Source organism: Neobacillus sp. 19 (assembly GCF_049463095.1).
Lineage (GTDB): Bacteria > Bacillota > Bacilli > Bacillales > Cytobacillaceae > Neobacillus.
Genome location: NZ_JBMPZU010000019.1, coordinates 94,506 through 118,386 on the forward strand (window position 1 = coordinate 94,506; position 23,881 = coordinate 118,386).

The following is a 23,881-nucleotide window of genomic DNA, read 5'->3' on the forward strand; positions in this document are numbered from 1 at the left end:
TATATTGGAGCGGCTTTTTCGATTATTATTGCCGTCTCCTATTTCCTCTAGCCAAAACCACAAGGAGGATATATTGATGAGTTTTTCAGTAGAATTAAGGAAAGAAGCAGAGCCAATTTTTCAAGCGATTTTTGAACATCCTTTTGTGCAGGGAATTGCTAATGGGAATTTAGGAAAGGAACAATTAATCCATTATGTGAAACAGGACTTTGAGTATTTAAACTCCTTTATTCGTATTTATGGAATTGCTGTTTCAAAGTGTGAAAACCGCCCGGATATGGAGATGCTCAATCGGCAAATTTCATTTATTTTAAACAGTGAAGTCCATCCACATCATAACTTTTGCCAAGTCGCGGGTGTTCCTTACGAGGAATTGCAGGGGTACTCTTTATCTCCATCCGCCCATCATTATATCCGCCATATGTTAACGGTTGCGCATGAAGGGTCATTAGGAGAAATCTTGGCTGTGTTACTGCCATGTCCATGGACGTATTGGGAGATTGGTGAAAAATTAATAAAAGAAGTCAATCCAGATGAATCACATCCCTTTTATGAGTGGATTCAATTTTATGGAAATCGTCCAGAAACTACTACAAGATTTTGCCGAAGATTAGATGAATTGGTCATTCACGCAACGGAGAAAGAAAAAGAAAAGATGAAGGAACATTTTCTATTAAGCTGTCAGCTTGAGTATATGTTTTGGGACATGGCCTACAAAAGAGAAGAATGGCCAGTTCAACTGGAGCTGATAAAAAGATGAAATGGAAAATGAAGGAGATTGTTCTTACTGTCATTTTAGCGGTGGCATGCGGTGTCATTTATTTAGGATGGTCGACATTATGGATCCCGATTTCGGCACTCGTTGGTCCAGTGGGGGCTGGGTTTATGTTTGGTATTTGGGTGATTGCTAGTCCCATAGTTGCGTATATCATTCGGAAACCGGGTGCTGCCTTCATTGCAGAGGTTGCTGCCGCAGCCGTAGAACTATTAACTGGCAGTCACTTTGGTTTGTCTGCTCTATTAGTAGGTGTTTTTCAAGGCATCGGATCAGAAGTGGCCTTTGCTATTTTTGGGTACAAACGCTATAACCTGTTTACATTAATGCTGTCAGGTGCGCTCGCAGCTGTAGGAGGCATGATTTATAACCTATTGGTTAACGGTTTTGGCTATTATACAACTGAAATACTGCTCACAACATTAGCCATTCATGTGATCAGCGGAATCGTTCTAGGCGGCTGCTTGGCAAAATTTGTCGTGGAGTCGCTCGCCAAAACAGGTGTCTTGGACCAATATGAAATAATGAAAGTTAGAAGGAAACAAGGACATGCAGATGCAAATGTTTCTGGGATGTAACAATTTATCGATCCGCTTTTACCAACATAATAAAAAAATAGTAAATCATATCAATCTGTCGATTCGGCAAGGCGAAAAACTATTAATTTTAGGACCTAGCGGGTGCGGGAAATCTACGTTGATTTCTGTACTTGCCGGGATTATTCCTGAATTTCTAGATGCTGAAGTGACCGGTGAGATCGTGCGCCCAGATAGTTCGGGTGTGATGTTTCAAGATCCTGATTCTCAATTTTGCATGCTCCATGTGGATGAAGAAATTGCTTTTAGTCTTGAAAACCGGATGATTCCACGGGATCAAATGGATGAGATGATAGGGGACCTAATGGATAAAGCGGGATTGAAGATAGATAAACGTACTCCGATTGATTCGCTTTCCGGCGGAATGAAGCAGCGATTGGCACTAGCCTGCTTATTAGCACTGGAACCTGAAGTTTTGTTTTTGGATGAACCGACAGCCCAACTGGATCCTGAGGGCAGAAACGAGATTTTTGAATTATTAAGGGATGTTTCCCTACAAACCAACCAAACGATGGTATTTGTTGAACATGTACTGGATGGATGTATCGAATGGATGGACCGGGTGATTATTCTTAATAAAGATGGCCGGATGATTGGTGATGGAAAACCAGAAGAAATCTTGGAAAATTTCCAGAGTGAGATACGGGAGGCGGGTATTTGGCGTCCAAAGTTATTTCCGATAAAGTGGCAGGATGTGGTTCGCCATGATACTCATCCATTAGCAATCGAACTCTCAAGGATCATAGAAACGAAGTCAATGGAACAACTGAAAGACGATGGGGTAGATAATCCTATCATCCATACAGAAAATGCAGAAATCGGTTATGGGAAAACAACGATTGTAAACGACATTAATCTGGCCATCCATAAAGGGGACTGGATTTCGATTGTCGGGAAAAATGGAAGCGGCAAAAGTACGTTCCTGAAAAGTTTGGCACGCTTAGAATCCTTAAAAAAAGGAAAAGTTTATTTTCTTGAAAGTGAATTAAAAAAGTGGCCAGATCAGGAACTATATGAGAAAGCAGGCTTTGTCTTTCAAAATCCAGAACTGCAATTTATTACAGATACTGTGTTTGATGAAATCGCCTTTGGCGGCCGGCAAAGAAATTGGCCGGAAGAGCGGATCCGCCATAAAACTAATCAGTTATTGCGGGAATTTGGACTGGAATCCTATCGTGACGCCCATCCTTTTACATTGAGCCTTGGCCAAAAACGCCGTTTGAGTGTGGCCACGATGTTATTGTTTGACCAGGCGTTATTATTACTGGATGAACCAACATTTGGCCAGGATGAAAAAACTGCTAACGAGCTGATTAAACGGCTGAAGGAGCGGCAGGAACAGGGAACAACCATTATCATGGTAACCCACGATATGGATTTAGTTGATCGCTATTCGGATAAAGTTATCCTTTTTAAAAAAGGAAAAGTTGCTTTCTATGGGACACCATATCAATTATTTATGAACCAAGATCTTTTGAAAGAGAGCTCGTTGGTGCCTCCTCTGCATTATCAATTATTTCAAGCTAGAGAGGGGCTATGTCTCGTATGAAGGGGAATCAATCATGGCTTTCGACCTTAAACCCTGCTTGTAAGCTGCTTGCTCACTTTTTAGCTATGTTTATCTTGATGGCCATTACAGATCCGAAAGAAACGTTGGGTATATGGCTTATTGCTGTATTCATAGGCATTTTTTTTGGCGGATGGAGAATGTCTTATTTATTGAAAAGATTTTTACCCTATTTAGGCTTTTTTATTTTAGTTTTTTGGATGATGGCTGCTTTTGGAAAAGGAGAAGAAACGATTTGGAATTGGGCTTGGTTTCATGTTACGGAAGAGAGTCTAACCAATGGGCTGACAATCTCTTTACGAATGTTGGGGTTCGTTACCTTTGGGTTATTATTCACCTCAACGACTGACTTAACCTTGTTCATTATGAGTCTAATTCATCAATGTAAACTTTCGCCAAAATGGGCATATGGGTTATTGGCAGGTTTCCGTTTTATCCCACTTTTCCAATCAGAACTCAATCAAATGAAGGCAGCCCATAAAATTCGCGGCTATAAGCAGAAAAGCAGCTGGAAAGCTTTTATGAGATACTCCCTGCCACTGTTCACTCAAGGAGTACGAAAATCTGAAAGAATTGCAATTGCCATGGAGGCAAGAGGTTTTACTGGCACAAGGGATCGGACTTACTATCAAACAACGAAGCTGGGGGTAAAAGATTTAATTTATTTAATAGGTCTTTTATTCATGGTATTTGGGGTGTGTCTGGTTAGTCGAATATTATGGGGAGAATGAATCAAGGTAGATTGGAACCAATTCTACTAAGAAATTTTGGGGGGGAGTTTCCAATGAAGGCTATTGGAATCTATCTCTACTAAAATATTTTAGGGGAATTATCGAGTAGATACTTCTACTTATACGTTTTGGTAGATCTTTAGTCGGAATATCGAAGTAGAACCCGTCTACTTTGATGTTTTGGTAGATTTTTCGTTAAAACATCGAAGTAGAGACTGTCTACTTAGACATTTCGATAGATTACTAGTCGGAATATCGAAGTAGAACCCGTCTACTTAGATGTTTTGGTAGATTTTTCGTTAAAACATCGAAGTAGAGACTGTCTACTTAGACGTTTCGATAGATTATTAGTCGAAACATCAAAGTAGACCCCGTCTACGCAGGGGTTTCGAGAATTTATTAATATAAACACCGATATAGACCCATTCTATGTATGGTATTCCAAGGTTATTTATCAACAAAGCCCTCGTAGACCCGCCACCTTGATGCCATATCATCCAATGACTACATAATAAAAAGAGCAGAGGAGGAATATTCATATGAATATTCCTCCTCTAATATACCCGTCTCTAAAGTCCCCCGAGATAGGCTTTTTTAATATCTTCACTTGCCTGCAATTCGGCTGCCGTACCTGATATTTCAATGCGCCCGGTTTCTATCACATAGGCACGATTGGCAATGGATAATGCCATGTTGGCATTTTGTTCGACGAGCAGGACAGTCGTTCCGTCCTTGTTGATCTGCTCGATAATGCTAAAGATTTGCTTAACCATTAGCGGTGCCAATCCCATGGAAGGCTCGTCCAGCAGCAGCAGCTTTGGCTTGGCCATGATAGCTCGGCCCATGGCCAGCATTTGCTGTTCACCGCCGGAAAGTGTACCGGATAACTGCTTGCGGCGTTCTAAAAGTCGTGGGAATAGTTCATAGACTTTTTCCATATCCTTGCGAATACCACTTGAATCTTTTCTTGTATAGGCTCCCAGTTCCAGATTTTCCTCTACTGACATATTGGAGAAAACACGGCGACCTTCAGGGACATGTGAGATCCCGGCCTTCACGATCGATTGCGGTGCCTTTGCAGAAATTGGTTCGCCTAAGTAATCAATCGTCCCTGACTTGGGTTTAAGCAGACCGGATAAGGTTTTAAGAAGCGTGCTTTTTCCTGCACCGTTAGCGCCGATTAAGGTAACAATTTCGCCTTCTTTCACTTCTAATGAAATCCCTTTGAGTGCCTGAATGCTGCCATAAAATACATTGATATCGTTGACTTTAAGCATGTTCGCTCGGGACCTCCTCTCCTAAATATGCCTCAATCACCTTCGGATGGCTGCGGATTACCTCTGGTGTACCTTCCGCAATCAACTGACCATGGTCGAGGACATAAAGCCGTTCACAAATGCCCATGACAAGCTGCATATCATGTTCAATTAACAAAATCGTTAAATCAAACTGTTTACGAATAAATGCGATCAGTTCCATTAATTCGTGGGTTTCCTGCGGATTCATCCCTGCTGCCGGTTCATCGAGCAGCAATAATTTCGGACCGGCAGCTAAAGCACGGGCAATTTCTAATCTCCGTTGCTGTCCATAGGGTAAATTCTTTGCCTTTTCATCTTTATACTTATCTAGGTTAAAAATTTTCAAAAATTCGAGTGATTTCTTCTCCATATTTTTTTCCTCAGAAAAATGGGAAGGGAGACGGAAAATCGAGCTTAAAATAGAGTTATTTGCTAATGAATGGTAGGCAACCTTTACATTATCTAACACGGATAGTTCGCTGAACAGTCGAATGTTCTGGAAGGTACGGCTGATCCCGCTTTGAGTTACTTTGTAGGGCGGCAGTCCATTCAGCCGCTTTCCGTTAAATAAAATCTCCCCTTCTGTAGGAACATAGACGCCAGTTAACAAGTTAAAGCTAGTGGTTTTCCCGGCGCCGTTAGGCCCAATAAGACCGACAAGCTCGCCTTGCTGCAGTTTCATATTAAAACCGGAAACAGCTTTTAATCCGCCAAACTGAATTCCGGCATTGTTTACTTCTAGCAGTGCCATTCTAATTGCCTCCTTTTGCAGGTTTCCACTTGAATAAATCAGTGATTTCACGTGTACCCATCAAGCCTTGAGGACGGTAAAGCATAACGATTACTAATACTAAGCTATAGATAATCATCCGTGTTTCCGGATATTGCGCTAAAAATGCTGAAATAACGGTTAACAGGATAGCCGAAATCACTGACCCGGTCATGCTGCCAAGGCCTCCTAGGACTACGAAGATGAGGATATCAAATGATTTTAAGAAACCGAAATTGCCGGGCTGTAAGATATAGAAATTATGTGAATATAATCCGCCAGCAATTCCGGCAAAAAATGATCCGATCGCAAAAGCAAGAACTTTATAATAGGTCGTATTGATTCCCATAGCATCGGCCGCAATCTCATTTTCCCGAATCGAGATACAGGCACGGCCATGTCTGGAATTGGTAAAGTTAGAGATGACTAGAATCGTAATAAATAGGCAGATAAACGAAATGGTCCAGGTGGTAAGATGGGAGACTTGCATTCCTGAGGCCCCGCCCACATAGTCAATATTTAATAATACAATTCGAATAATTTCAGCAAAACCAAGGGTGGCAATAGCCAAATAGTCTCCTCTTAGTCGTAAGGTAGGAATCCCCACAATAAGACCTGCAAGAGCGGCAAACACTCCGCCAATCACGATGGCAAGAATAAACGGCAGTTCAAATTTCATTGTGGCAATGGCCGAAATATAAGCGCCGACTGCCAAGAAACCAGCATGGCCGATGGAGAACTGGCCGGTAATGCCAATAACTAAGTGGAGGCTGACCGCTAAAATAATATTTATTGAGATGGTAATGATCAAGTTACTATAATATTGATTTAATAATCCCGAGCCAATGAAAAATTGGACAACGCCAAACACAATCGCCGCTAGAATCACAAATCCCCAAAATGGTTTTGATTTCTTCATTATTTTTCACCTATACTTTCTCTCTTGTATTTTTACCAAAGATGCCAGATGGTCTAAAGATCAGTATGAGAATCAAAATGATAAAGGCGGCTGCATCTCTCCATAATGAAAACCCTGCAGCACTGACAATTGATTCGATGGAACCGAGGATTATTCCGCCAACCATCGCTCCCGGAATGCTGCCGATACCGCCCAAAACAGCTGCAACGAACGCTTTTAACCCAGGGATTACACCCATTAATGGTTCAATTTTTGTATAATAGACTCCGAACACGACCCCGGCCGCTCCTGCTAATGCCGAACCAATGGCAAACGTGAAGGAAATCGTTTTGTCGACGTTTATTCCCATTAAGCGGGCAGCATCCATGTCAAGAGATACAGCGCGCATCGCTTTGCCCATTTTCGTACGGTGAACAATAAATTGCAAAATCATCATTAAGATAATAGAAGTTAATAAAATGAATAAAGATTGGCTGTTAATTTGGGCACCAAATAAATTGATTGCTTTGTTTGGTAAAACGTCAGCAGGATACGCTTCCGGCTGTGCGCCCCGAATATAAATCATTAAATATTCAATCAACAGAGACATTCCAATCGCTGTAATCAAAGCAGCAATTCTCGTAGCATTTCGAAGCCGTTTATAGGCAATCCGTTCAATTATTACTCCAAATGCAGCACAGAAAGCCATTGAAATGATGAGTGCTGGCAAGAAGCTTAATCCCCATCCCGTAATCGCATAGAACCCAATAAAGGCACCTACCATAAATACATCCCCGTGTGCAAAGTTGATCAATTTAATGATTCCATACACCATTGTGTATCCTAATGCGATTAAGGCATAGATGCTGCCGAGTGATATTCCATTTATTAACTGTTGTAACCAATCCATGCGTTCTCGCTCCTTCTTTCTGTCCAGCTCCAGCACCCTAGCGGCTAGTGTCCTTCGCTCTCCGCCCTACGATAAGTCAACATCGAATCACCTCCAGCTCTTCGTGTTTCCTTTATCTCAGTTGGAGCGCTCCAGGCCATACGCCGCTGACCAGGGCGCTTGCGCTTTTCTTTAAAAAAGTAAAATGGAAGGATAATCCTTCCACTTTACTGGTCCTTACTTAAGGATTAATTTTTGTGTTAAACACTTGCTTACCGTCTTCGTACTCTAAAATTGTTGCAGTTTTGATTGGGTGGTGATTTTTATCAAGCGATAATACCCCAGTTACAAGTGATAAATCTTTAGTTTTTGCTAATTCTTTTTGAATTTTAACGGAGTCTGTGCTGCCAGCACGCTTAATGGCATCGGCTAAGAAATAAACTGTGTCATAACCAAGGGCATTAAAAGCGTTAGGCGCATCGCCATTGTTCTTATCTTTGAATGCTGTCACAAATTCTTGAACCTTTTTATCTGGATCCTCAGTAGAATAGTGATTGATTAGGTACGTGTTATTTAATGCATCTGCACCGGCTAAATCAACTAATTTAGGTGAATCCCAGCCGTCAGCACCCATTAATGGAACTGTGATCCCAAGTTCGCGAGCTTGTTTAACAATTAAACCAACTTCTTCATAATAGCCAGGGATAAAGATAAATGATGGATTCTTCGCTTTAAGGCGAGTTAATGTAGAACGGAAGTCAGTATCCTTTGCTACATATGAATCTTCTCCAACGATTTTACCGCCTGCTTTTTTAAATGTTTCCTTGAAAGCATCTGATAGTCCTTTTGCATAGTCACTAGAGCTGTCGGAAAAAATAGCTGCATCTTTCACTTTTAAATTATTCAAAGCAAAGTTGGCTGCAACTGTCCCTTGGAATGGATCAATGAAAGATGTACGGAAAACGAATTCTCTTACTTTTCCTTTTTCATCTACAGTAACAGTTGGGCTTGTTCCACCAGGAGCCATAAGAACGGTCTTGGTATCATTTGCAATTTGTGCTTGTGCAACAGTATTTCCGCTTGTTGCTGCTCCGATTACGGCATTTACTTTGTCCTGGCTTGTAAGCTTAATAATTCCGTTTGTTGCTTCTGCCGCTTCTGATTTATTGTCCACTTTAATAACTTTGATTTGTTTGCCTTCAACACCGCCAGCTTTGTTAATTTCAGCTACGGCCATTTCAACACCTTTAGCCATTGATTCACCATAGGATGCAACGTTCCCGGAAAGCTCCATGTTTACTCCAAGTTTGAATTCCTTGGAATTATCGCCGCCGCCGCTCGCTTGATTTCCTCCGGAACAGCCGGCAAGGATCCCGGCAGCTAAAGCTGATGCCATAAACACCTTACTAAATTTCTTTTTCATGTTTAGTTCCCCCTCTGATAATTTTTTAATTTTTCTGACACTATTATCCGAAATGGAGTATCGGGAAATGATAGTTAGAAATGAGTTAACAATTAGTATATTAAAACAATTTTTCGCTTTCGTCTAGTATATTATTTTAATATTTCAGAAACTTACAAGTTTTTTGCAAATGATAGGGCTTTCATGTCGAAAAAGATAATAAAATAGAGAAAAATCTTTATTTTATTGCCTGAATTACAAGAAATTAACAAAAGGTGATTTAGAATAAGTAGAATAAGAATAATAATATTTACTAGTTTAATTATTCTAATAATTAGGGAAAAAATTTAAGGTCAGTCCGGGGGGACTGACCCACTAGTTCTAATCCAAGCGATTAGGATTCACTTTCACTAAAAATTTATCAACAGAAAATTGTTTGCTTCCATTAATAGCTAAAAATAATGCCATCGCTAGGAATGCAAGATCTAATTCATATCCGGCCATTTCTCCATTTCCTAAGAAACCGACCGCTAGTTTTACCTTGATTATTGCCCCAATCATTAAAATAACAAACAACGCGGATACAATACGAGTTCCAAATCCAATAATTAAGGCGATGCCTCCAATTACTTCAATACCTCCAACGACATAAGCCATAAACCCAGGGATCCCAATACTGCTAAACCAGCCGGCAATATTTTCAATTCCACCTTGAAACTTAACTAACCCATGAATAAGAAAGATCACACCTAAAATAACCCGTAGTACAACTGCCCCAATTTCATTTTTTACTCTCATTATGATTCGCTCCTTCATTTTTTATAAATGCTTAAATCTCAAATTTTGTTATTTTTAATTCAAGGTATATGGTAAAAAAATTCCCATTAACTATGACAAAATTCAGGGGATGCCACAGGCACTCACCCGAATTGCCACACGCTATGACTCAGATTGCCGTATCGGTAGCTGCGGTGCAGTAATGTGGCTTTTTTCTGATTGTCTGCGGCTCCCATGGCATAATAAATCGGTATAAAGTGTTCGGATCCATATGGGGGTACGGCATATTCGGCATTTGGTGCCAGTGTGTCGTAGTTAAAAAGGGATGATAAATCCCACTTATCCAAATGATGGGCTAACCAATCATCAAATTCAAGTGCCCATTGATCAGCCTGTCCATTGTCAATCCATTTAACGGCCCTAAGATTATGCACCGTTCCGCCACTAGCAATAATTAAAATGTCTTTCTCTCTTAATCCCGACAAAGCCTTCCCAATTTTATATTGATCCTCAGGGGTAAGCCTAGAATTGACGGACATAGAGATGATAGGAATATCCGCATTTGGATAAAGTAAGCGGAGAACCACCCATGCTCCATGATCCAATCCCCGTTGTGAATCCAGTTCATATGGGACTCCACTCTCAGTAAACAACTCCTCTATTTCTTTGGAAAGTTGTTGGTCACCATGAGCAGGGTATTGAATTTTGTAAAGAGCTTCATCAAACCCGCCAAAATCATAAATCGTGCTATATTGGTCAACGGTGCTAACCTTTTGTACGTTAGATTCCCAATGGGCAGAAAACAAAACTACTGCTTTTGGCCGAGGCAGGCTTTGACCCAATTCTGTTAAAAATTTTGTATACTCATTATTCTCGATGGCAAGTAATGGAGCACCATGTGCGATAAATAATGATGGCATCATCTATAATTCCTCCCTTAATTTTAATAATCATTCTCTGTATTCCTATATGAATCTTTGTTTCTTATACAGTACCAGAAACAAAACTAGCATGTCAAACATTTTTTTGCTAATATGAAATTAAGTTTATAGATAAGAAACTTTGGAGGTAATCCGCATGGATATCGGTTCTAAAATACGCGCAATAAGAAATAGAAAAAAAATCACGATTGCTCAAATGTGCGAGGGTACTGGTCTTTCAAAGGGGTTTATAAGCAATGTTGAAAACAACAACACATCCCCATCAATCAGCACATTACAAACCATAGCCAATTTTTTAAAAGTTCCGTTACCTTATTTGCTTTTGGAAAAAAATGAGCAAATGACAGTCATTAGAAAAAACGAAAGAAAAGTCACAACTGCTAATGACTCAGATATTAAAGTCGAGCATTTAGGAACGAGAGGCGGGTTAAGCATTAGAGTTGTTGAATTTCCTCCGGGAATGTCTACAGGAATAAAAAATGCACATGAAGGGGAAGAATGTCATTTGGTCCTAAAGGGGAAAATTCTTGCGGAACAGGGAGAAGACTCCTTTGTCTTAGAAGAAGGGGATACGTTCAGCTGGTGTGCAAGTGTCCCACACTTTGTTAAGAATGTCGGCGATGAAGCTGCAGTAGTATTGATTGCAGTTTATAGTGAAGATGAAGAGTCATAATTGGATTATGTACTGAAAGTCCGTTAGTAAATTTATAACGAGGAAAATCGTGCCTGAACCCATTGCAAGGACGTATTGTTTGCGTGGGGTTCAGGTACGATTTTTTTCTCATTTCCTTGGTTGAAAAAGGACATTTATTAATGCTGCTGGTGAAAACAGTGTGAATGGGTGCGCTTTTAATTGAAGTACATTGATCAGTTTTCCATATATAGCTTCGTTTGTTTCACATGCTAAAATTACCTTTTTTACATACCACATCAGAAAAGGAAGGCCAAATGGCTTTTTCCCAATGGTATGGGAGAAACGAAAGTCTTCCGTTAGGGCGATTAACCATGGAACATCTATAATTTTGCTGAAACGGCGATGTGTAACGAGGGAGATTTGAGTAAGCCCGTTAATATGTACCGCTTTTTGTAGTTCATTTTTTAATGCAACGGCCTCTAGGGCAGAGATACTCATACCTTGGCCAAAGACTGGATCCATCCTACAAAAAGCATCTCCCATGACAATAAGGCGATTGGGAAAATGAGACAATTTTTCAAAATGAAAACGCCGTAATGCTGGAAAGCGATAAATGGTAATATCCGTTTCAGGCTGTCCATCTTTGATAGCATTATATACCTCTGGCTTTTCCAAGCATTTTGCATACGCTAAAAATTCATTTCCGCTTTTTGGAGGTGATTCAACACCATATCCAAGTAAAGTGACCATCCAGCGCTGATTTTCAATAGGGAAAATTCCGCCGCCCCGGTTTTGTAAAGGGGGATTGGGATAGACCAATAAGCTGCCCCAGTCTTTTTTTTTCGAGGAAAGGGAACGATAAATTCTGCTGGCATAGAAGAGGTCGACCTTTACTTCTGTTTTCGCAGGAGTCTGGTAACCTAATTGCTTCAGCCAGGTAGAAGTTTGCGAACCTGCACCTGCGGCGTCAATCACTAAGTCAGCCAATATTTCCTCGTTCATTTCCCCTCCTTTTTGAATCACTATCCCTTTGACTTCTACTTGATTATCATCCACTAGGAGTTTTTTTGCTTTGGATTCATACATAAAGCTGATATTTGGTATTTGTTTTAGCCTGAGCAGGATACGCCATTCTAAGAATGGACGGCTTTGCTGAATAATGGACATCCCTGCATGATATTTAACTTTCCATCTCCCGTGGTGATTCCAGGCTAGCTCGCTTGCAAAGTCTGATTTGACTGACCCGGCTTTGATTAGTTCTTCCACAATTCCTGGAAAAAGGTCATTAAGAATTTCTTCTCCGCTTTTTAAAAGAGCGTGACCGTGTGAACCTTGCGGAACCCCGGTTCTCGTTAATATATGATCATTCATTTGGTCTTTTTCGATGATCAGCACTTCTGCAAAGAAGTCGGATAGTACTCGAGCTGCCAGCATACCAGCGATACTGCCGCCAATTACGACTGCCCTTTTTCCTAATAAATCATTTTCTGGCAATTCATTTTCCATTGACTATTTGCCCCCCATTTACATTATTTCTAATGGTTTAATGGTAAGCATTATATCAAAATTTCTCTTGGTTTAACTTACAAATTCCCAAAATCTTTGGCTGCCACCATAAGCAGATGTTTGTGTAATGCATAATCTAAAGGGAAGTCGCCAAAACAGCACATTAGTTTGATACCATAAAGCATATAACTTATAAGAAAAAAGCCCTTGCGAAAGGGCTTTTTTCCATCATCATCTAAGGAGTGGAGAGCTTTTAATTAATAAAAGCAAGCTGCCCCAACGATGATTAATAAGATGAACAATACAACGATTAAAGCAAAGCCACCGCCGTAGCCGAAACCACCGCCGTAGCCATAGCCGCCGCAACCACCAAACCCACCGTATCCAAACATAGTTCATTCCCCTTTCAATCAAGTGTGTAATTTTACTTTTTAATAAAACCCGCCGTAACCTCCGCCCATAAACGACGCTCCAATAATAATCAAAAGGATAAACAATACAACGATTAAAGCAAAACCTCCGCCGTACCCTGCACCATCCATAACCATAAACCCCCCTTCCATCTACTCAATATAAAATATGTATAAAACCAAAAATGCGTAAGGGCGCATTCAATATGTTTATTTCATCTGCAGAAATTGTTTAGAAAATAGTTACCAAAGACTTTTATTTTGTTAAAAAGAAATTCGCGGGATATGTTCTTGGAGAAGGGGATTAAAATACATGACTAATTTTTACTTTGTATGGAAAAATAGTGAAAGGCAGGTGATGGGGTTGATTGCAATTGTTCTCTCCGTGTCTTGGATAATAGCAGCCATAAAATTTGGAGATCGGGATTGGAAAAAATATTATCCTTCCATGTTATTTGCGGCACTTGGGAATGCTTTATATGAAGTTCTTTGTTATAAATATCAATTGTGGCAAATGGAGCCCAACGGATTAGGATACTCAATCATTCCAATGTTATTATTAATTCTAGTTGGTATGCCCTTATCAACATGGGTCTTTTTATCAAAATATCCTTATCATTCGGGCATTTATAATAAGGTTATTTATGTATTAATTTTCGTATTGTTATTCATTGTTTTGGAGTTTGTATCTGTAAAATTAGGAGCCATTACTTATCACCACGGATGGAATCTTGGGTGGTCATTATTATTTGTGATAATCATGTTTTTGGTTATTAGATTGCATTATTCTAGACCTTTATTAGCGTTAATCATTTCATTACCGTTTACACTCATTTTATGCATCATTTTCGAAGTGACATTGGATAAAATGAAGTGAGAGTAAAATTCTTAGACAACCAGTGGTGGTATGATTAACAAATCATACCACCATTGGTTGTTTCTATGCAGAAACAGCTTTCGAAACGCAGAAGAAATCCCTTCTGCTTTCATCTATCCTAATATTCGTAATGATTCTTGCACAAAGGCCGGAATGTCATCTGGCTGTCTGCTGGTGACCAACTGGTTTTGGCACACGACCACTTCTTTGTCGTGTAAATTAGCACCGGCATTCTTTAAATCAACGTGAATAGATTTATAGCCCGTTACATCACGCCCTTGAAGTGTTTCAGCTGTGATCAGCAGCTGAGGGCCGTGGCAAATGGCTAAGACTGGCTTGTTAGCATCCATAAATGCTTTTGCGAAGCGGACAAAACGCTCGTCCGAACGAAGAATATCCGGTGAAAATCCGCCTGGAATGAAAAGTGCATCAAAGTTTTCGGGAGAGACATCATCAATGCCTTCATCAATAACGACCGCACTCTTTCCTTGCTTTCCCTTCACGGTTTTTCCCTTTTCCCTTTCGATTGCGGTTACCTCATGGCCCTTTTCTCTAAAGGATTGCACTGGCTCTGTATATTCAGAATCCTCGAAGTAATCCGTTACTAAAACAGCTATCTTTTTTTTCATAGGTAACAACTCCTTTATTCAAGCTACAGAATAAAGTACCCTTCTTTACATTGGCTGAAACGCGTATGAAGCTGTAAACCGTCTGTTTTATACCTTCACGGATAATGGCATTGACAAAAAAAGTAATTAGAATTATAATTATCTTGGATTAGAGATATTTGGATTCAGTGTTTATCGGAGGTGAATGAATTGGAGAAAAAATGCACTAATTTGCCTTTTCTGCTATTAATGCAGACATCTAAAGCAATCCAAGAACGAATAAGAGATGAAATGGCTAAAAATCATTTAAGTGTAACAGATTTTTCTGTGTTAGAAGTGCTTTATCATAAAGGAAAACAAACCATTCAGCAGATTGGAAATAGCATATTAATTTCAAGTGGTTCAATGACCTATGTAATAGATAAGTTAGAACAAAAAGGCTTGTTAAATCGTAATGACTGTCTTGAAGATCGACGGGTTATACATATAACCTTAACTGACGCTGGCACCGATTTGATGAACAAAATCATGCCGGAATATCATAAGTTAGTTGATGATCTGTTTGGTTCATTACATGCTGACGAGGCAGAAACATTGGTTTATCTTTTGAAAAAAGTAAGAAATAAAGTATAAAATTACTTTTTTTTTATATTAATATCTCAGTTCCGAGATAATTGAATCAGATCTGGTCAATTCGGTTAAATAACTGGATTTATCACGAAAAGGAGTGTTTAATAATGAGTAAGCAAACAACACTGCCGTTTGAGTAAGAAATAGACTGATTTTACGAAAGGACTGATTTTATTGCTTTCGATTGATCCAGCCTCATTGTCTGAAAAAGAGAATTATAAATTCCTAATAGGAAGCATTATACCTAGACCCATTGCCTTCGTCACAACCATGTCAGCAAACGGTGTTTTGAATGGTGCACCATTTAGTTATTTTAATATCGTATCATCCAATCCACCAATGATTTCGTTATCTATTCAACGTGCACAAGGGAGACAAAAGGATACGGCAAGAAACATCATAGAGACCAAAGAGTTTGTTGTCCATATTGTTGACGATCATAATGTTGAAAAAGTGAATAAAACAGCTGCAAGCCTGCCCCCTGAACAAAGTGAAATTGAGTTAGCGAAATTAACTCCGGAAAATAGTGTAAAGGTTTCTGTACCAGGGGTAAAAGAAGCAAAAATTCGAATGGAGTGTAGATTAGAACATTCTTTAGAACTGGGAGGGTCAGACTCTTCAGGATGTGATCTAATTATAGGAAGAATTGTTCAATTTCATATTGATGAGTCCATTTATGAAAAGGGCAGAATAGATCCAACGGGCTTAGCTGCTGTAAGCCGTTTAGCTGGAAACTATTATGCAAAAATTGGCGAGATTTTTGAAATCGAACGACCAAAATAGTCATTATAACTTTTATAGGTGTATTACTGTACTTTATTTGAAACTGTCGACGTTGTCGGCGGTTTTTTTTGGTGAAAATTGTATGCACTTTTGTTTAAGAAACCTGTCGATAATGTCCTTCATTCAGGTTGAAAACCTTGATGCCTGACCCCAAGTTGGGGTCAGGCACCTTGTTATAGCTTATCCTATTATCCTATCGAGTGAAGCATGAAATTTGTTAAGAATAAGATAGATATAATAAAAATTGGTAAGGAAAGCTCTTTTTGTTTGTTTGTAAAAAGTTTTACCAGCGGGTACGCGATAAAACCGAATGCAATTCCGTCGACAATGCTGTAGGTTAACGGAATCATAATAATGACGAGAAAGGCAGGAAACGCTTCGGAAAAATCGGTAAAATCAATATTTACAACATTGGTCAACATCAGGCCTCCGATAATAATGAGGATTGGTGCGATGGCCGTATCAGGTACTAGTTTAATAAAGGGCATGAAGAATAGGGATAATAAAAATAACAACCCTGTAATAACAGAGGTTAAACCTGTTCTTCCTCCTGCAGTAATACCTGCTGCTGTTTCAACCGTCGATACCGCAGGACTTGTGCCGAAAAGTCCGCAAACAATGGTAGAAATCGAAACAGCTTTTAATGATTTTCCGTTTTTCTCGGGTGCTTTAAGCATTCCGTTTACCTGGGAATGAAGCAGGCCGATATTTTCAAATACTAGCACTAAAAAAAGTGAAAAGGCCGCGGTCCATAATGGAAAGGCATCTATTTTTCCAAGATCTGCACTCAAGAAAACATTCTTGTAATCCGTGAAGGATACAAATCCGGTATCCATAGCCGAAAAATGGACAATACCAAAGAAATAGGATACAACTGTACCTAAAATCACACTGATTAAAAAATTCCCTGGAACTTTCTTTAAGAATAAAAAGAGGGTAATAATCAGATTAATAATCGAAGCTAGGACAATTGGCGTTGATAAATTACCAAGAGCCACAAAATTAGTTGGATTTCCGACGATAATGCCGCTCTTTTGCAGGCCAATAAAGGCGATAAATAAGCCAATCCCTACTGATATCGATTCCTTCAAAGAATGTGGAATGGCTGTTGAAATAATTGTGGATAATTTGGTAAAGGCCACAATTACGAAAAGTATCCCAGCCACAACAACTGCTCCTAATGCCTCCATGTAATTCAAGCCCATTGAACCGACAATTGTGTAGGTAAATAAAGCATTAATTCCCATTCCGGGTACGATGATCAGCGGTGCGTTTGCAATAAAGGCAACTAATAAACAACCAATTAACGATGAAAGTACAGTTGCAATAATTCCAGCTTCAAGCGGTATTCCGGCATCTTCTAGGATTTTTGCATTGACGGCAATAATATAGACAATGGAAAAAAACGATGTTACCCCCGCTAGAACCTCCTTTTTCAAATTTGTATGGTGCTGCTTAAGTTTGAATACTCCCTTCATATTAGTAATCACACTTTCGTGTTTCCCTCTCCCACCCGCATTAAGTATATATATTTATATTTATATTTAACTACTTATGCCGGAGTATATTATAGCACAGAAAATGGATGTTACAAGACATGTTAAGTATTGTGTAAATTTTGTTTAAAATAGATATTTTAAGGAAAAGGAACAAAAGAACGCTGATTCTTTTAGGTTTTTGAATTGTTTACCTGAAGAAGAATTGGTTGAGATCTTGTAAGTAGATAGGGAATATTTGGTATAATTGAATGGGTGGTTTAATCAAGTAGTAAGTTGGAAGGAGAGGGGGGATTGGTGTGAACCAAGATAAGATCGTTATTACGCAGTACTATCCGAAGTATGCTGAACAAACAGTAAGGATGTGGCGAGATAGTAAGGAACAGGCTATCGGTCGGAAAGAAATTCATAGTTTTGAAAATCATGTTTATTTTTTGAAACATATATTAGCTGAACAATATCAAATAGATTTAGCGATAATTGATGGAAAAGTAGTTGGAATGGCTGCCTATAATGACAGGGAAATTAGCCAATTTTATATTCATATAGACTATCAGGGAATAGGTATAGGTCAATTAATCCTAGAAAAAGTAAAGGCCCAATCAAGTGGAAGATTAACATTATACACGTTTGAAATAAATAAGAAAGCACAACGATTTTATGAAAAGCATGGATTTGAAATCATTGGTAGAGGGCATGAAAATGAAGAAAATTTACCTGATATTCAATATGAATGGGTTGAAAAGGATTTCAAACTTTGAAGTCCTTTTTTTTATTTGTCAGTCGTTTGGAATCATGCAGTTGCGAACTATATGTTTCACTCCTGATCAAGGAGGGTAATTAATTATTAACCACTCGTCCAAAGGAGGAATTTCAATGTTTGAACATGAAAAGCACCTAGTGGGAGTTTACGATAATGAGAATGAAGTCATCCATGCTGTTGAAGACCTAAAACGGCAGGGTTATACCGCCAAGGAAATTTTGGTAATTGGGAAAGATAAAGATAAGATCAACGAAATTAATGATGTGACTGGTACAAAGACTGAAGAAGGCCTTGCAGCTGGAGCAGCCACAGGCGGTGCGCTTGGCGGGATTGTCGGTTTGTTGGCAGGTGTCGGAGCTCTTGCGATTCCCGGCATCGGACCGATTGTTGCAGCCGGACCAATAGCCGCAACCCTAACCGGTGCTGCTGTTGGTGCAGGCGCAGGCGGTTTGGCAGGAGCATTAATTGGAATGGGGCTGCCTGAAGAGGAGGCAAAGCGTTATGAAGGTTATGTTAATGAAGGTAAATTTATAGTTCTAGTAGAACGCCGCGAAAACCGGGTTGGAGAGCATCCTTTTAATAATGGTAGCAACCCAAGGTCTATAGATGAAACCTTAACACCAAAAGATCCACTCGTTACAGAATACCCCATGAACACTCGCTTAAACAATAATGGAAACTTTAAATAATAGAATTGGACAAAGGTGTCAGTCCCATATGGGGCTGGCACCTTTTGTCGACAAAACTTTATAATTTTCTAATGAGCATCTTTTTTAATTACCTATTCATTTAGACGGCTTTACAAAATTATTATCTCGGAATAGAATATTAGTAATTCAAAATAAATATTAATCAAAAAATTTATTCTGCCAATGCATATACTAATTGGTAACAAGGTAGTTAATTGGAAGATGTTAGGAGAGAATCAGATGAAGGAAGGTTCAATAACCAAACAACCGGGTATGGAAATTGGAATTTATACATTAGCGGACTTAGGTCCAGATCCGCATACAGGAAAAACCATAAGTGCAAGACAGCGTGTCGCGGAAATTATCGAAGCGGGAAAAATGGCAGACGAGGCTGGGTTGGACGTATTCGGAGTTGGTGAGCATCATCGTCTGGACTATGCAGTTTCAGCGCCGCCAGTAGTGTTGTCTGCCCTATCGCAAGTCACCAAGCAAATAAAACTGACAAGCGCTACGACTGTTTTAAATACGGTTGACCCTGTCCGTTTATTTGAAGATTTTGCGACATTAGATCTCTTATCTAATGGACGTGCGGAAATCATTGCCGGACGTGGGGCATTTATTGAATCGTTCCCGTTATTTGGATACGATATGAGTCAGTATGATGAATTGTTTGAAGAAAATATTGAACTTTTTCGGAAGCTAAGCACCAATGAAAAGGTTACATGGAACGGGCATTTTCGTTCGGCATTAAGGGAAGCGCAAATTTCCCCGCGGCCTGTGCAAAAAAATATTCCGTTATGGGTTGGGGTTGGAGGCACACCTGAAAGTGCCGCACGAGCGGGGAGATTAGGTACCGGCTTAGCCTTAGCGATACTCGGGGGCGATCCGCTCCGGTTTAAACCGCTAGTGGACATTTATCGAGAGGCTGCAAGTCAAGCCGGGTTTCTGCCTGAAGATTTGAAAGTTGGAGTTACCGGACACGCTTTTATAGGAGAGACGACACAACAGGCTAAAGACGAATTCTTCCCTTATTATTCAAATTATTGGGGATATCTCAATAGCCAGCGTGGCGGGGTAGGTACTCGGATGTCCAGAGCTGAGTTTAATCAGCTGTCTGCACCGGAAACGGCTCTATTTGTTGGAAGCTCCCAGCAAATCATTGAAAAAATACTCCATCAAAACGAGTTATTTGGACATCAGCGGTTTATTGCCCAAATGGATATAGGCGGCATGCCATTTAAAAAGGTGGCCGAGAACATTGAAAGATTAGCAACGGAGGTAGCCCCAGTTGTTCGCAGGGAAACAAGCAAGTGATCACTGAAAGCGAGCTGACGGAAAGTTCTGGGATCTAGTCAAAAGTCATTTCATAAGATAGGAGACTTTGATAATGGCAATCATAAAAGGGAATTTAAGAACTTGCAACAAAGGACACAAATATTATAAAAGCAGCGATTGTCCAACCTGTCCAACTTGTGAGCAAGAACGCAAACCTAATAACGGATTTCTTTCATTGCTCTCGGCACCGGCAAGACGTGTGTTGGAAAACAATGGGATAACTACTTTACAGAAGCTATCAGCCTATAGTGAAATAGAAATTTTGCAATTTCACGGTATGGGGCCAGCGTCTTTACCTAAACTTAGGTCTGCTCTGGAGGAAAATGGACTAGCATTCCGGAAATGAAAACAAACAATAAAAGGATTTCCTAATTTGAAGTCCTTTTTTGTTTGTCATGAGGTGCTAAACCGGATAACTTGGGTTTTATCAGGGGCCTGGAAAAACAGGGATATTTCCCTGAGGTACTTTCACATCGGCGGGCGTATTCCCATATAAATTTAATTATTGTTCTCTGTTAATAGGCTAATAAAGTTTTGTGCGGTTTTTGATAGATAATGATTCTTCAGCCATATTAACCCGGTAGATGCAGATAGCTCTGTATCTGTAATTTTGGAAGCGTGGATATTCGCGTTTTTGTATTGTTTAATTACGGTTTCTGGAACAATAGCTGATCCAAAATCAGATGCAACTAAATCTAATAAAAGGGAGATATCCGAGCAATCGGCAACAATGTTCGGATGAAGTTGGGCCTTTGAAAATGCCTCCAAAATCATATAATGAACGCCCATTCCTTCTGTACTTGGTAAAATCAGCGGGTGGTTTTGAATGTCAGCAAGCATAACCTGATGATGAAAAGGCTGCTTTTTATTTGAAGTAATAAAGTAGAAAGGTTCTATATGAAGATGAAGAACTGAAAAAATATCTAACTCGAGAGGTAATCGTATAATCGCCAGTTCTACAATCCGGTCTCTCACTAATTGACAAAGATAAGCTGACTCATTTTGATGGATTTTATAGGTAACCTTAGGATATTCTTTGTGGAATTGGTGAAGTAACTCTGGTAATCCTACCACCGAAAAAGTATTAATACCTATCGCTAGTCTTCCACTTACTCCGTTTCCGACTTCTTTTACTTCTATTCTCGCTTCTTCCATTAACTGAGTCATTTGTAGCGCATATTTATATAAGGCTTTTCCTGCTTCCGTTACTTCTAAAAATTTCCCATTTCTTTCTACCAATTTTGTTCGTAGCTCATCTTCCATTGTTTTCAGGTGCTGGCTTAACGGGGGCTGGGAAATATGCAGTCTTTCAGCAGCAGCAGTAATTTTTCTTTCCTCTACAATTGCAATAAAATATCGAAGTTGTCTAATATCCATAGTAGAAAACGCTCCTTTAATATATGAAAAACTTAAGTAAAATTGATTTTTTTTATATTTTTCATATAGTAAATCACATGATAACATAATTGTATAAAAGTTAAAAAGAGAAATTACATTCAATGTTCCCCTTAAAATATGGATTCCGCTTATCCTAACAACACAACAGATCAAAAGAGATAGGTGCAAGTCGATGTATCAAATTTACTGATATCTTTTCTTTCCTTTGGAATAGTGTAAATAGCTACAGAGATTTTCCCCTTCCAAAATTTTACTTTTAAAGGAGTGTTTTTTAATGGATCACAAAGAATTTATGCAACTGGCAATCGAGTTAGCTTACGACAATACAAAAAACAAACAAGGAAAACCCTTTGGTGCAGTGATTGTTAAAGATGGAGAGATTATTGCAAAGGGAGTAAACGATGTTCTCGAAACACACGACCCCACTGCCCATGCTGAACTTTTAGCGATCCGGCACGCATGTCGCACTCTTGGTACGACTGACCTTTCCGACTGCGAATTATATGCAAGTGGGGAGCCTTGCCCGATGTGTTTAAGCGCCATTTACTGGGCAAATCTTAAAAATGTTTATTATTGCTATACTGAACAAGAGGAAGAAGAAGTTGGGTTAGGAACAAAATACGTTTATCAGCAAATAGCTCTTCCAAAGGAACAACGAGACATTCAAATAATTAAGCTTGATAAAAATCACTCAGAAAAGAATCCTTTTGTTCTTTGGAAAGAAATGAATAAATAAATTGCGTTTTTAACGGAAAAGGAGAGGGAAATCATGAACGAAGGATTAAATAAACAGCTGCTTCAAGCAGCAAAGCGTGGAGAGTCGGACACCATAAGCAAGCTCATTAATAATGGGGCGAATATCAATGTACAGGACTCAAAAGGGCGGACTGCCCTTATGAATGCAACCTATAATAATGATGTAGAAACCGCAAAAATACTCATCAAGGCAGGGGCAGATGTGAATATCCAGGATGATATGAAAAACAATCCCTTCCCTGTATGCTGGCGCAGAAGGATATATAGATATTCTAGAACTAACAATTAAAGCAGGTGCCGACCCGACGATTACAAACCGGTATGGAGGAACTGCTTTAATCCCTGCCTCAGAACATGGATATGTCGATGTAATTAAAGTACTTCTTACTCAAACGGATATTGATGTGAATCACGTCAATAATCTTGGCTGGACCGCTTTATTAGAAGCGATTATTTTGAATAATGGCAATAAAATACAGCAGCAAACGGTGCAATTACTAATAGATCATGGTGCGAATGTGAATATTCCAGACAATGATCAGGTGACTTCTTTACAACACGCACGTGAAAAAGGCTTTAAAGAGATTGAGAAAATTTTGCTAAAAGCAGGAGCAAAATAAATAGGTTTCCTTCTTTAAAGCTTATTAACAACCATTCTAATAAAATCATCATAGCTGTCGATGTGAAAATCTGCTTCAATGCTTGGATTTTGGAAAGCAACTGTTTTGATTTTCAATTGTCTTGCTGGAATTAAATCTAATTCTCGGTCACCCACAACTAAATCAATATGATGGTTTTTTAGGACAAATTCATAGGAAGAACGATGAGGTTTTCTTGTAAACCCTTGTTCTTCAACCGAAATAATTTCATTAAAGTAAGGGGCTAAAAGGAATTTTTCCAGGAGATAAATGGTGGATTCCTTGTCCCGATGCGTCACAATGATATTGTTATCGGCAGAGGCTAAAGCATCCTCTAGGTGTTCAAAGGGTCTGCTATACTGCTTCGAATACTGATTATGTAAATTTTGGTATTCTATTCTTTTCTCCTCACTAATACCATAGTGTTTAAAGGCAGTTTTGGAATCAATTTTTAGCCATTTCAACACGTCGCTGCGGTCAAGGTCTTTTTGACTCAAGTTTATGAACCCTTCAACAAGTGCCGGATAGGTATCAAATAGGGTGCCATCGAAATCCCATAAAATGTTCATCACAATCTCTCCATTCAAAAAGTTACTTTATAGATGTTACCATATTAAGCAAACGATACTAAGTCAGGATATATATTAAGAATTTTTATAATATTTGTAAAATTACTGTTTTATCTGCTAAATTTTTCCGAATGTATGTTATAAAA

The 23,881-nt window shown here is 39.2% G+C and carries 26 protein-coding genes and 2 pseudogenes; 14 read left to right on the top strand and 14 right to left on the bottom strand.

What is annotated here, in order from left to right:
• The first annotated feature begins 76 nt into the window (after positions 1–76).
• Genes tenA through ACO1D1_RS04305 form a run of 4 tightly spaced genes read left to right on the top strand, consistent with a single transcriptional unit; the run spans position 77 to position 3,669 of the window.
• Positions 77–760 carry a thiaminase II gene (tenA, locus tag ACO1D1_RS04290; RefSeq protein ID WP_149868776.1) on the top strand — a complete coding sequence of 228 codons (684 nt, stop codon included), beginning with the start codon at positions 77–79 and terminating at the stop codon, positions 758–760.
• Positions 757–1,353, top strand: a complete 597-nt coding sequence (locus tag ACO1D1_RS04295) for an ECF transporter S component (RefSeq protein WP_423335091.1) — start codon at positions 757–759, stop codon at positions 1,351–1,353. The genes tenA and ACO1D1_RS04295 overlap by 4 nt, the downstream gene beginning before the upstream one ends.
• A complete protein-coding gene (locus ACO1D1_RS04300) occupies positions 1,331–2,920 on the top strand; it encodes an ABC transporter ATP-binding protein (protein WP_423335196.1) in 1,590 nt (529 codons plus the stop codon). Before ACO1D1_RS04295 ends, ACO1D1_RS04300 begins: the two co-directional genes overlap by 23 nt.
• Complete coding sequence (locus ACO1D1_RS04305) at positions 2,917–3,669, top strand: energy-coupling factor transporter transmembrane component T family protein (protein WP_423335092.1); 753 nt, start codon at positions 2,917–2,919, stop codon at positions 3,667–3,669. Before ACO1D1_RS04300 ends, ACO1D1_RS04305 begins: the two co-directional genes overlap by 4 nt.
• A 569-nt stretch (positions 3,670–4,238) precedes the next feature.
• Here the strand turns inward: ACO1D1_RS04305 and ACO1D1_RS04310 are convergent.
• From ACO1D1_RS04310 to ACO1D1_RS04340, 7 genes are all read right to left on the bottom strand, one after another.
• Positions 4,239–4,946 (bottom strand): ABC transporter ATP-binding protein, encoded by a 708-nt coding sequence (locus ACO1D1_RS04310; protein WP_149868779.1) that lies wholly within the window; start codon positions 4,944–4,946, stop codon positions 4,239–4,241.
• The gene (locus ACO1D1_RS04315) at positions 4,939–5,718 is read right to left on the bottom strand and encodes an ABC transporter ATP-binding protein (RefSeq protein WP_423335093.1); all 780 of its coding nucleotides are present in this window, start codon (positions 5,716–5,718) and stop codon (positions 4,939–4,941) included. Before ACO1D1_RS04315 ends, ACO1D1_RS04310 begins: the two co-directional genes overlap by 8 nt.
• Before the next feature lies 1 nt (position 5,719).
• Entirely contained in the window at positions 5,720–6,655 is a 936-nt protein-coding gene (locus ACO1D1_RS04320) for a branched-chain amino acid ABC transporter permease (RefSeq protein ID WP_423335094.1), read from the bottom strand.
• Between the two features lie 10 nt (positions 6,656–6,665).
• Entirely contained in the window at positions 6,666–7,544 is an 879-nt protein-coding gene (locus tag ACO1D1_RS04325; protein WP_423335095.1) for a branched-chain amino acid ABC transporter permease, read from the bottom strand.
• A gap of 220 nt (positions 7,545–7,764) precedes the next feature.
• Positions 7,765–8,946, bottom strand: coding sequence for an ABC transporter substrate-binding protein (locus ACO1D1_RS04330; RefSeq protein ID WP_423335096.1), 1,182 nt, complete (start codon positions 8,944–8,946; stop codon positions 7,765–7,767).
• 360 nt (positions 8,947–9,306) lie between these two features.
• Complete coding sequence (locus ACO1D1_RS04335; protein ID WP_423335097.1) at positions 9,307–9,723, bottom strand: DoxX family protein; 417 nt, start codon at positions 9,721–9,723, stop codon at positions 9,307–9,309.
• 122 nt (positions 9,724–9,845) lie between these two features.
• Entirely contained in the window at positions 9,846–10,625 is a 780-nt protein-coding gene (locus ACO1D1_RS04340; protein ID WP_423335098.1) for a dioxygenase, read from the bottom strand.
• A gap of 154 nt (positions 10,626–10,779) precedes the next feature.
• On the opposite strand from ACO1D1_RS04340, the gene ACO1D1_RS04345 reads away from it, so the two are divergent.
• Positions 10,780–11,316 carry a helix-turn-helix domain-containing protein gene (locus tag ACO1D1_RS04345; protein WP_149868786.1) on the top strand — a complete coding sequence of 179 codons (537 nt, stop codon included), beginning with the start codon at positions 10,780–10,782 and terminating at the stop codon, positions 11,314–11,316.
• Positions 11,317–11,424: 108 nt separating this feature from the next.
• Here the strand turns inward: ACO1D1_RS04345 and ACO1D1_RS04350 are convergent, their stop codons facing one another.
• From ACO1D1_RS04350 to ACO1D1_RS04360, 3 genes and pseudogenes are all read right to left on the bottom strand, one after another.
• Positions 11,425–12,783: an FAD-dependent oxidoreductase gene (locus ACO1D1_RS04350; protein WP_423335099.1), complete on the bottom strand. Its 1,359-nt coding sequence runs from the start codon at positions 12,781–12,783 to the stop codon at positions 11,425–11,427.
• A gap of 257 nt (positions 12,784–13,040) precedes the next feature.
• A pseudogene (locus tag ACO1D1_RS04355) lies at positions 13,041–13,118 on the bottom strand (YjcZ family sporulation protein); the annotation flags it as partial.
• 96 nt (positions 13,119–13,214) lie between these two features.
• Complete coding sequence (locus ACO1D1_RS04360) at positions 13,215–13,325, bottom strand: YjcZ family sporulation protein (RefSeq protein ID WP_149872594.1); 111 nt, start codon at positions 13,323–13,325, stop codon at positions 13,215–13,217.
• 181 nt (positions 13,326–13,506) lie between these two features.
• Between ACO1D1_RS04360 and ACO1D1_RS04365 the strand changes: the two genes are divergently transcribed.
• The gene (locus ACO1D1_RS04365; RefSeq protein WP_423335100.1) at positions 13,507–14,070 is read left to right on the top strand and encodes a CBO0543 family protein; all 564 of its coding nucleotides are present in this window, start codon (positions 13,507–13,509) and stop codon (positions 14,068–14,070) included.
• Positions 14,071–14,183: 113 nt separating this feature from the next.
• Here ACO1D1_RS04365 and ACO1D1_RS04370 read toward each other — a convergent pair whose 3' ends face one another.
• On the bottom strand, positions 14,184–14,699 hold the full coding sequence (locus tag ACO1D1_RS04370) for a type 1 glutamine amidotransferase domain-containing protein (RefSeq protein ID WP_423335101.1): 516 nt from the start codon (positions 14,697–14,699) through the stop codon (positions 14,184–14,186).
• Between the two features lie 180 nt (positions 14,700–14,879).
• Here ACO1D1_RS04370 and ACO1D1_RS04375 point away from each other — a divergent pair, with 180 nt between their 5' ends.
• Positions 14,880–15,311: a MarR family winged helix-turn-helix transcriptional regulator gene (locus ACO1D1_RS04375; RefSeq protein WP_423335102.1), complete on the top strand. Its 432-nt coding sequence runs from the start codon at positions 14,880–14,882 to the stop codon at positions 15,309–15,311.
• 171 nt (positions 15,312–15,482) lie between these two features.
• Complete coding sequence (locus tag ACO1D1_RS04380) at positions 15,483–16,091, top strand: flavin reductase family protein (protein ID WP_423335103.1); 609 nt, start codon at positions 15,483–15,485, stop codon at positions 16,089–16,091.
• 188 nt (positions 16,092–16,279) lie between these two features.
• Here the strand turns inward: ACO1D1_RS04380 and ACO1D1_RS04385 are convergent, their stop codons facing one another.
• Positions 16,280–17,569: an NCS2 family permease gene (locus ACO1D1_RS04385; protein ID WP_423335197.1), complete on the bottom strand. Its 1,290-nt coding sequence runs from the start codon at positions 17,567–17,569 to the stop codon at positions 16,280–16,282.
• 317 nt (positions 17,570–17,886) lie between these two features.
• On the opposite strand from ACO1D1_RS04385, the gene ACO1D1_RS04390 reads away from it, so the two are divergent.
• The 4 genes from ACO1D1_RS04390 (at position 17,887) to ACO1D1_RS04405 (ending at position 20,720) form a co-directional block, all read left to right on the top strand.
• A complete protein-coding gene (locus ACO1D1_RS04390; protein ID WP_423335104.1) occupies positions 17,887–18,348 on the top strand; it encodes a GNAT family N-acetyltransferase in 462 nt (153 codons plus the stop codon).
• Between the two features lie 115 nt (positions 18,349–18,463).
• Positions 18,464–19,039, top strand: coding sequence for a general stress protein (locus tag ACO1D1_RS04395; protein WP_423335105.1), 576 nt, complete (start codon positions 18,464–18,466; stop codon positions 19,037–19,039).
• Between the two features lie 240 nt (positions 19,040–19,279).
• Complete coding sequence (locus tag ACO1D1_RS04400) at positions 19,280–20,353, top strand: LLM class flavin-dependent oxidoreductase (RefSeq protein WP_423335106.1); 1,074 nt, start codon at positions 19,280–19,282, stop codon at positions 20,351–20,353.
• 73 nt (positions 20,354–20,426) lie between these two features.
• Positions 20,427–20,720, top strand: coding sequence for an RNA polymerase alpha subunit C-terminal domain-containing protein (locus ACO1D1_RS04405; protein ID WP_423335107.1), 294 nt, complete (start codon positions 20,427–20,429; stop codon positions 20,718–20,720).
• Positions 20,721–20,872: 152 nt separating this feature from the next.
• Here ACO1D1_RS04405 and ACO1D1_RS04410 read toward each other — a convergent pair whose 3' ends face one another.
• The gene (locus ACO1D1_RS04410; protein ID WP_423335108.1) at positions 20,873–21,751 is read right to left on the bottom strand and encodes a LysR family transcriptional regulator; all 879 of its coding nucleotides are present in this window, start codon (positions 21,749–21,751) and stop codon (positions 20,873–20,875) included.
• A gap of 295 nt (positions 21,752–22,046) precedes the next feature.
• On the opposite strand from ACO1D1_RS04410, the gene ACO1D1_RS04415 reads away from it, so the two are divergent.
• Together ACO1D1_RS04415 and ACO1D1_RS04420 are read left to right on the top strand one after the other, a co-directional pair.
• The gene (locus ACO1D1_RS04415) at positions 22,047–22,508 is read left to right on the top strand and encodes a nucleoside deaminase (RefSeq protein ID WP_423335109.1); all 462 of its coding nucleotides are present in this window, start codon (positions 22,047–22,049) and stop codon (positions 22,506–22,508) included.
• Positions 22,509–23,148, top strand: a pseudogene (locus tag ACO1D1_RS04420) (ankyrin repeat domain-containing protein).
• Between the two features lie 14 nt (positions 23,149–23,162).
• On the opposite strand, the gene ACO1D1_RS04425 reads toward ACO1D1_RS04420, so the two are convergent.
• Positions 23,163–23,735 carry an HAD hydrolase-like protein gene (locus ACO1D1_RS04425; RefSeq protein WP_423335110.1) on the bottom strand — a complete coding sequence of 191 codons (573 nt, stop codon included), beginning with the start codon at positions 23,733–23,735 and terminating at the stop codon, positions 23,163–23,165.
• Between the last annotated feature and the right edge of the window lie 146 nt (positions 23,736–23,881).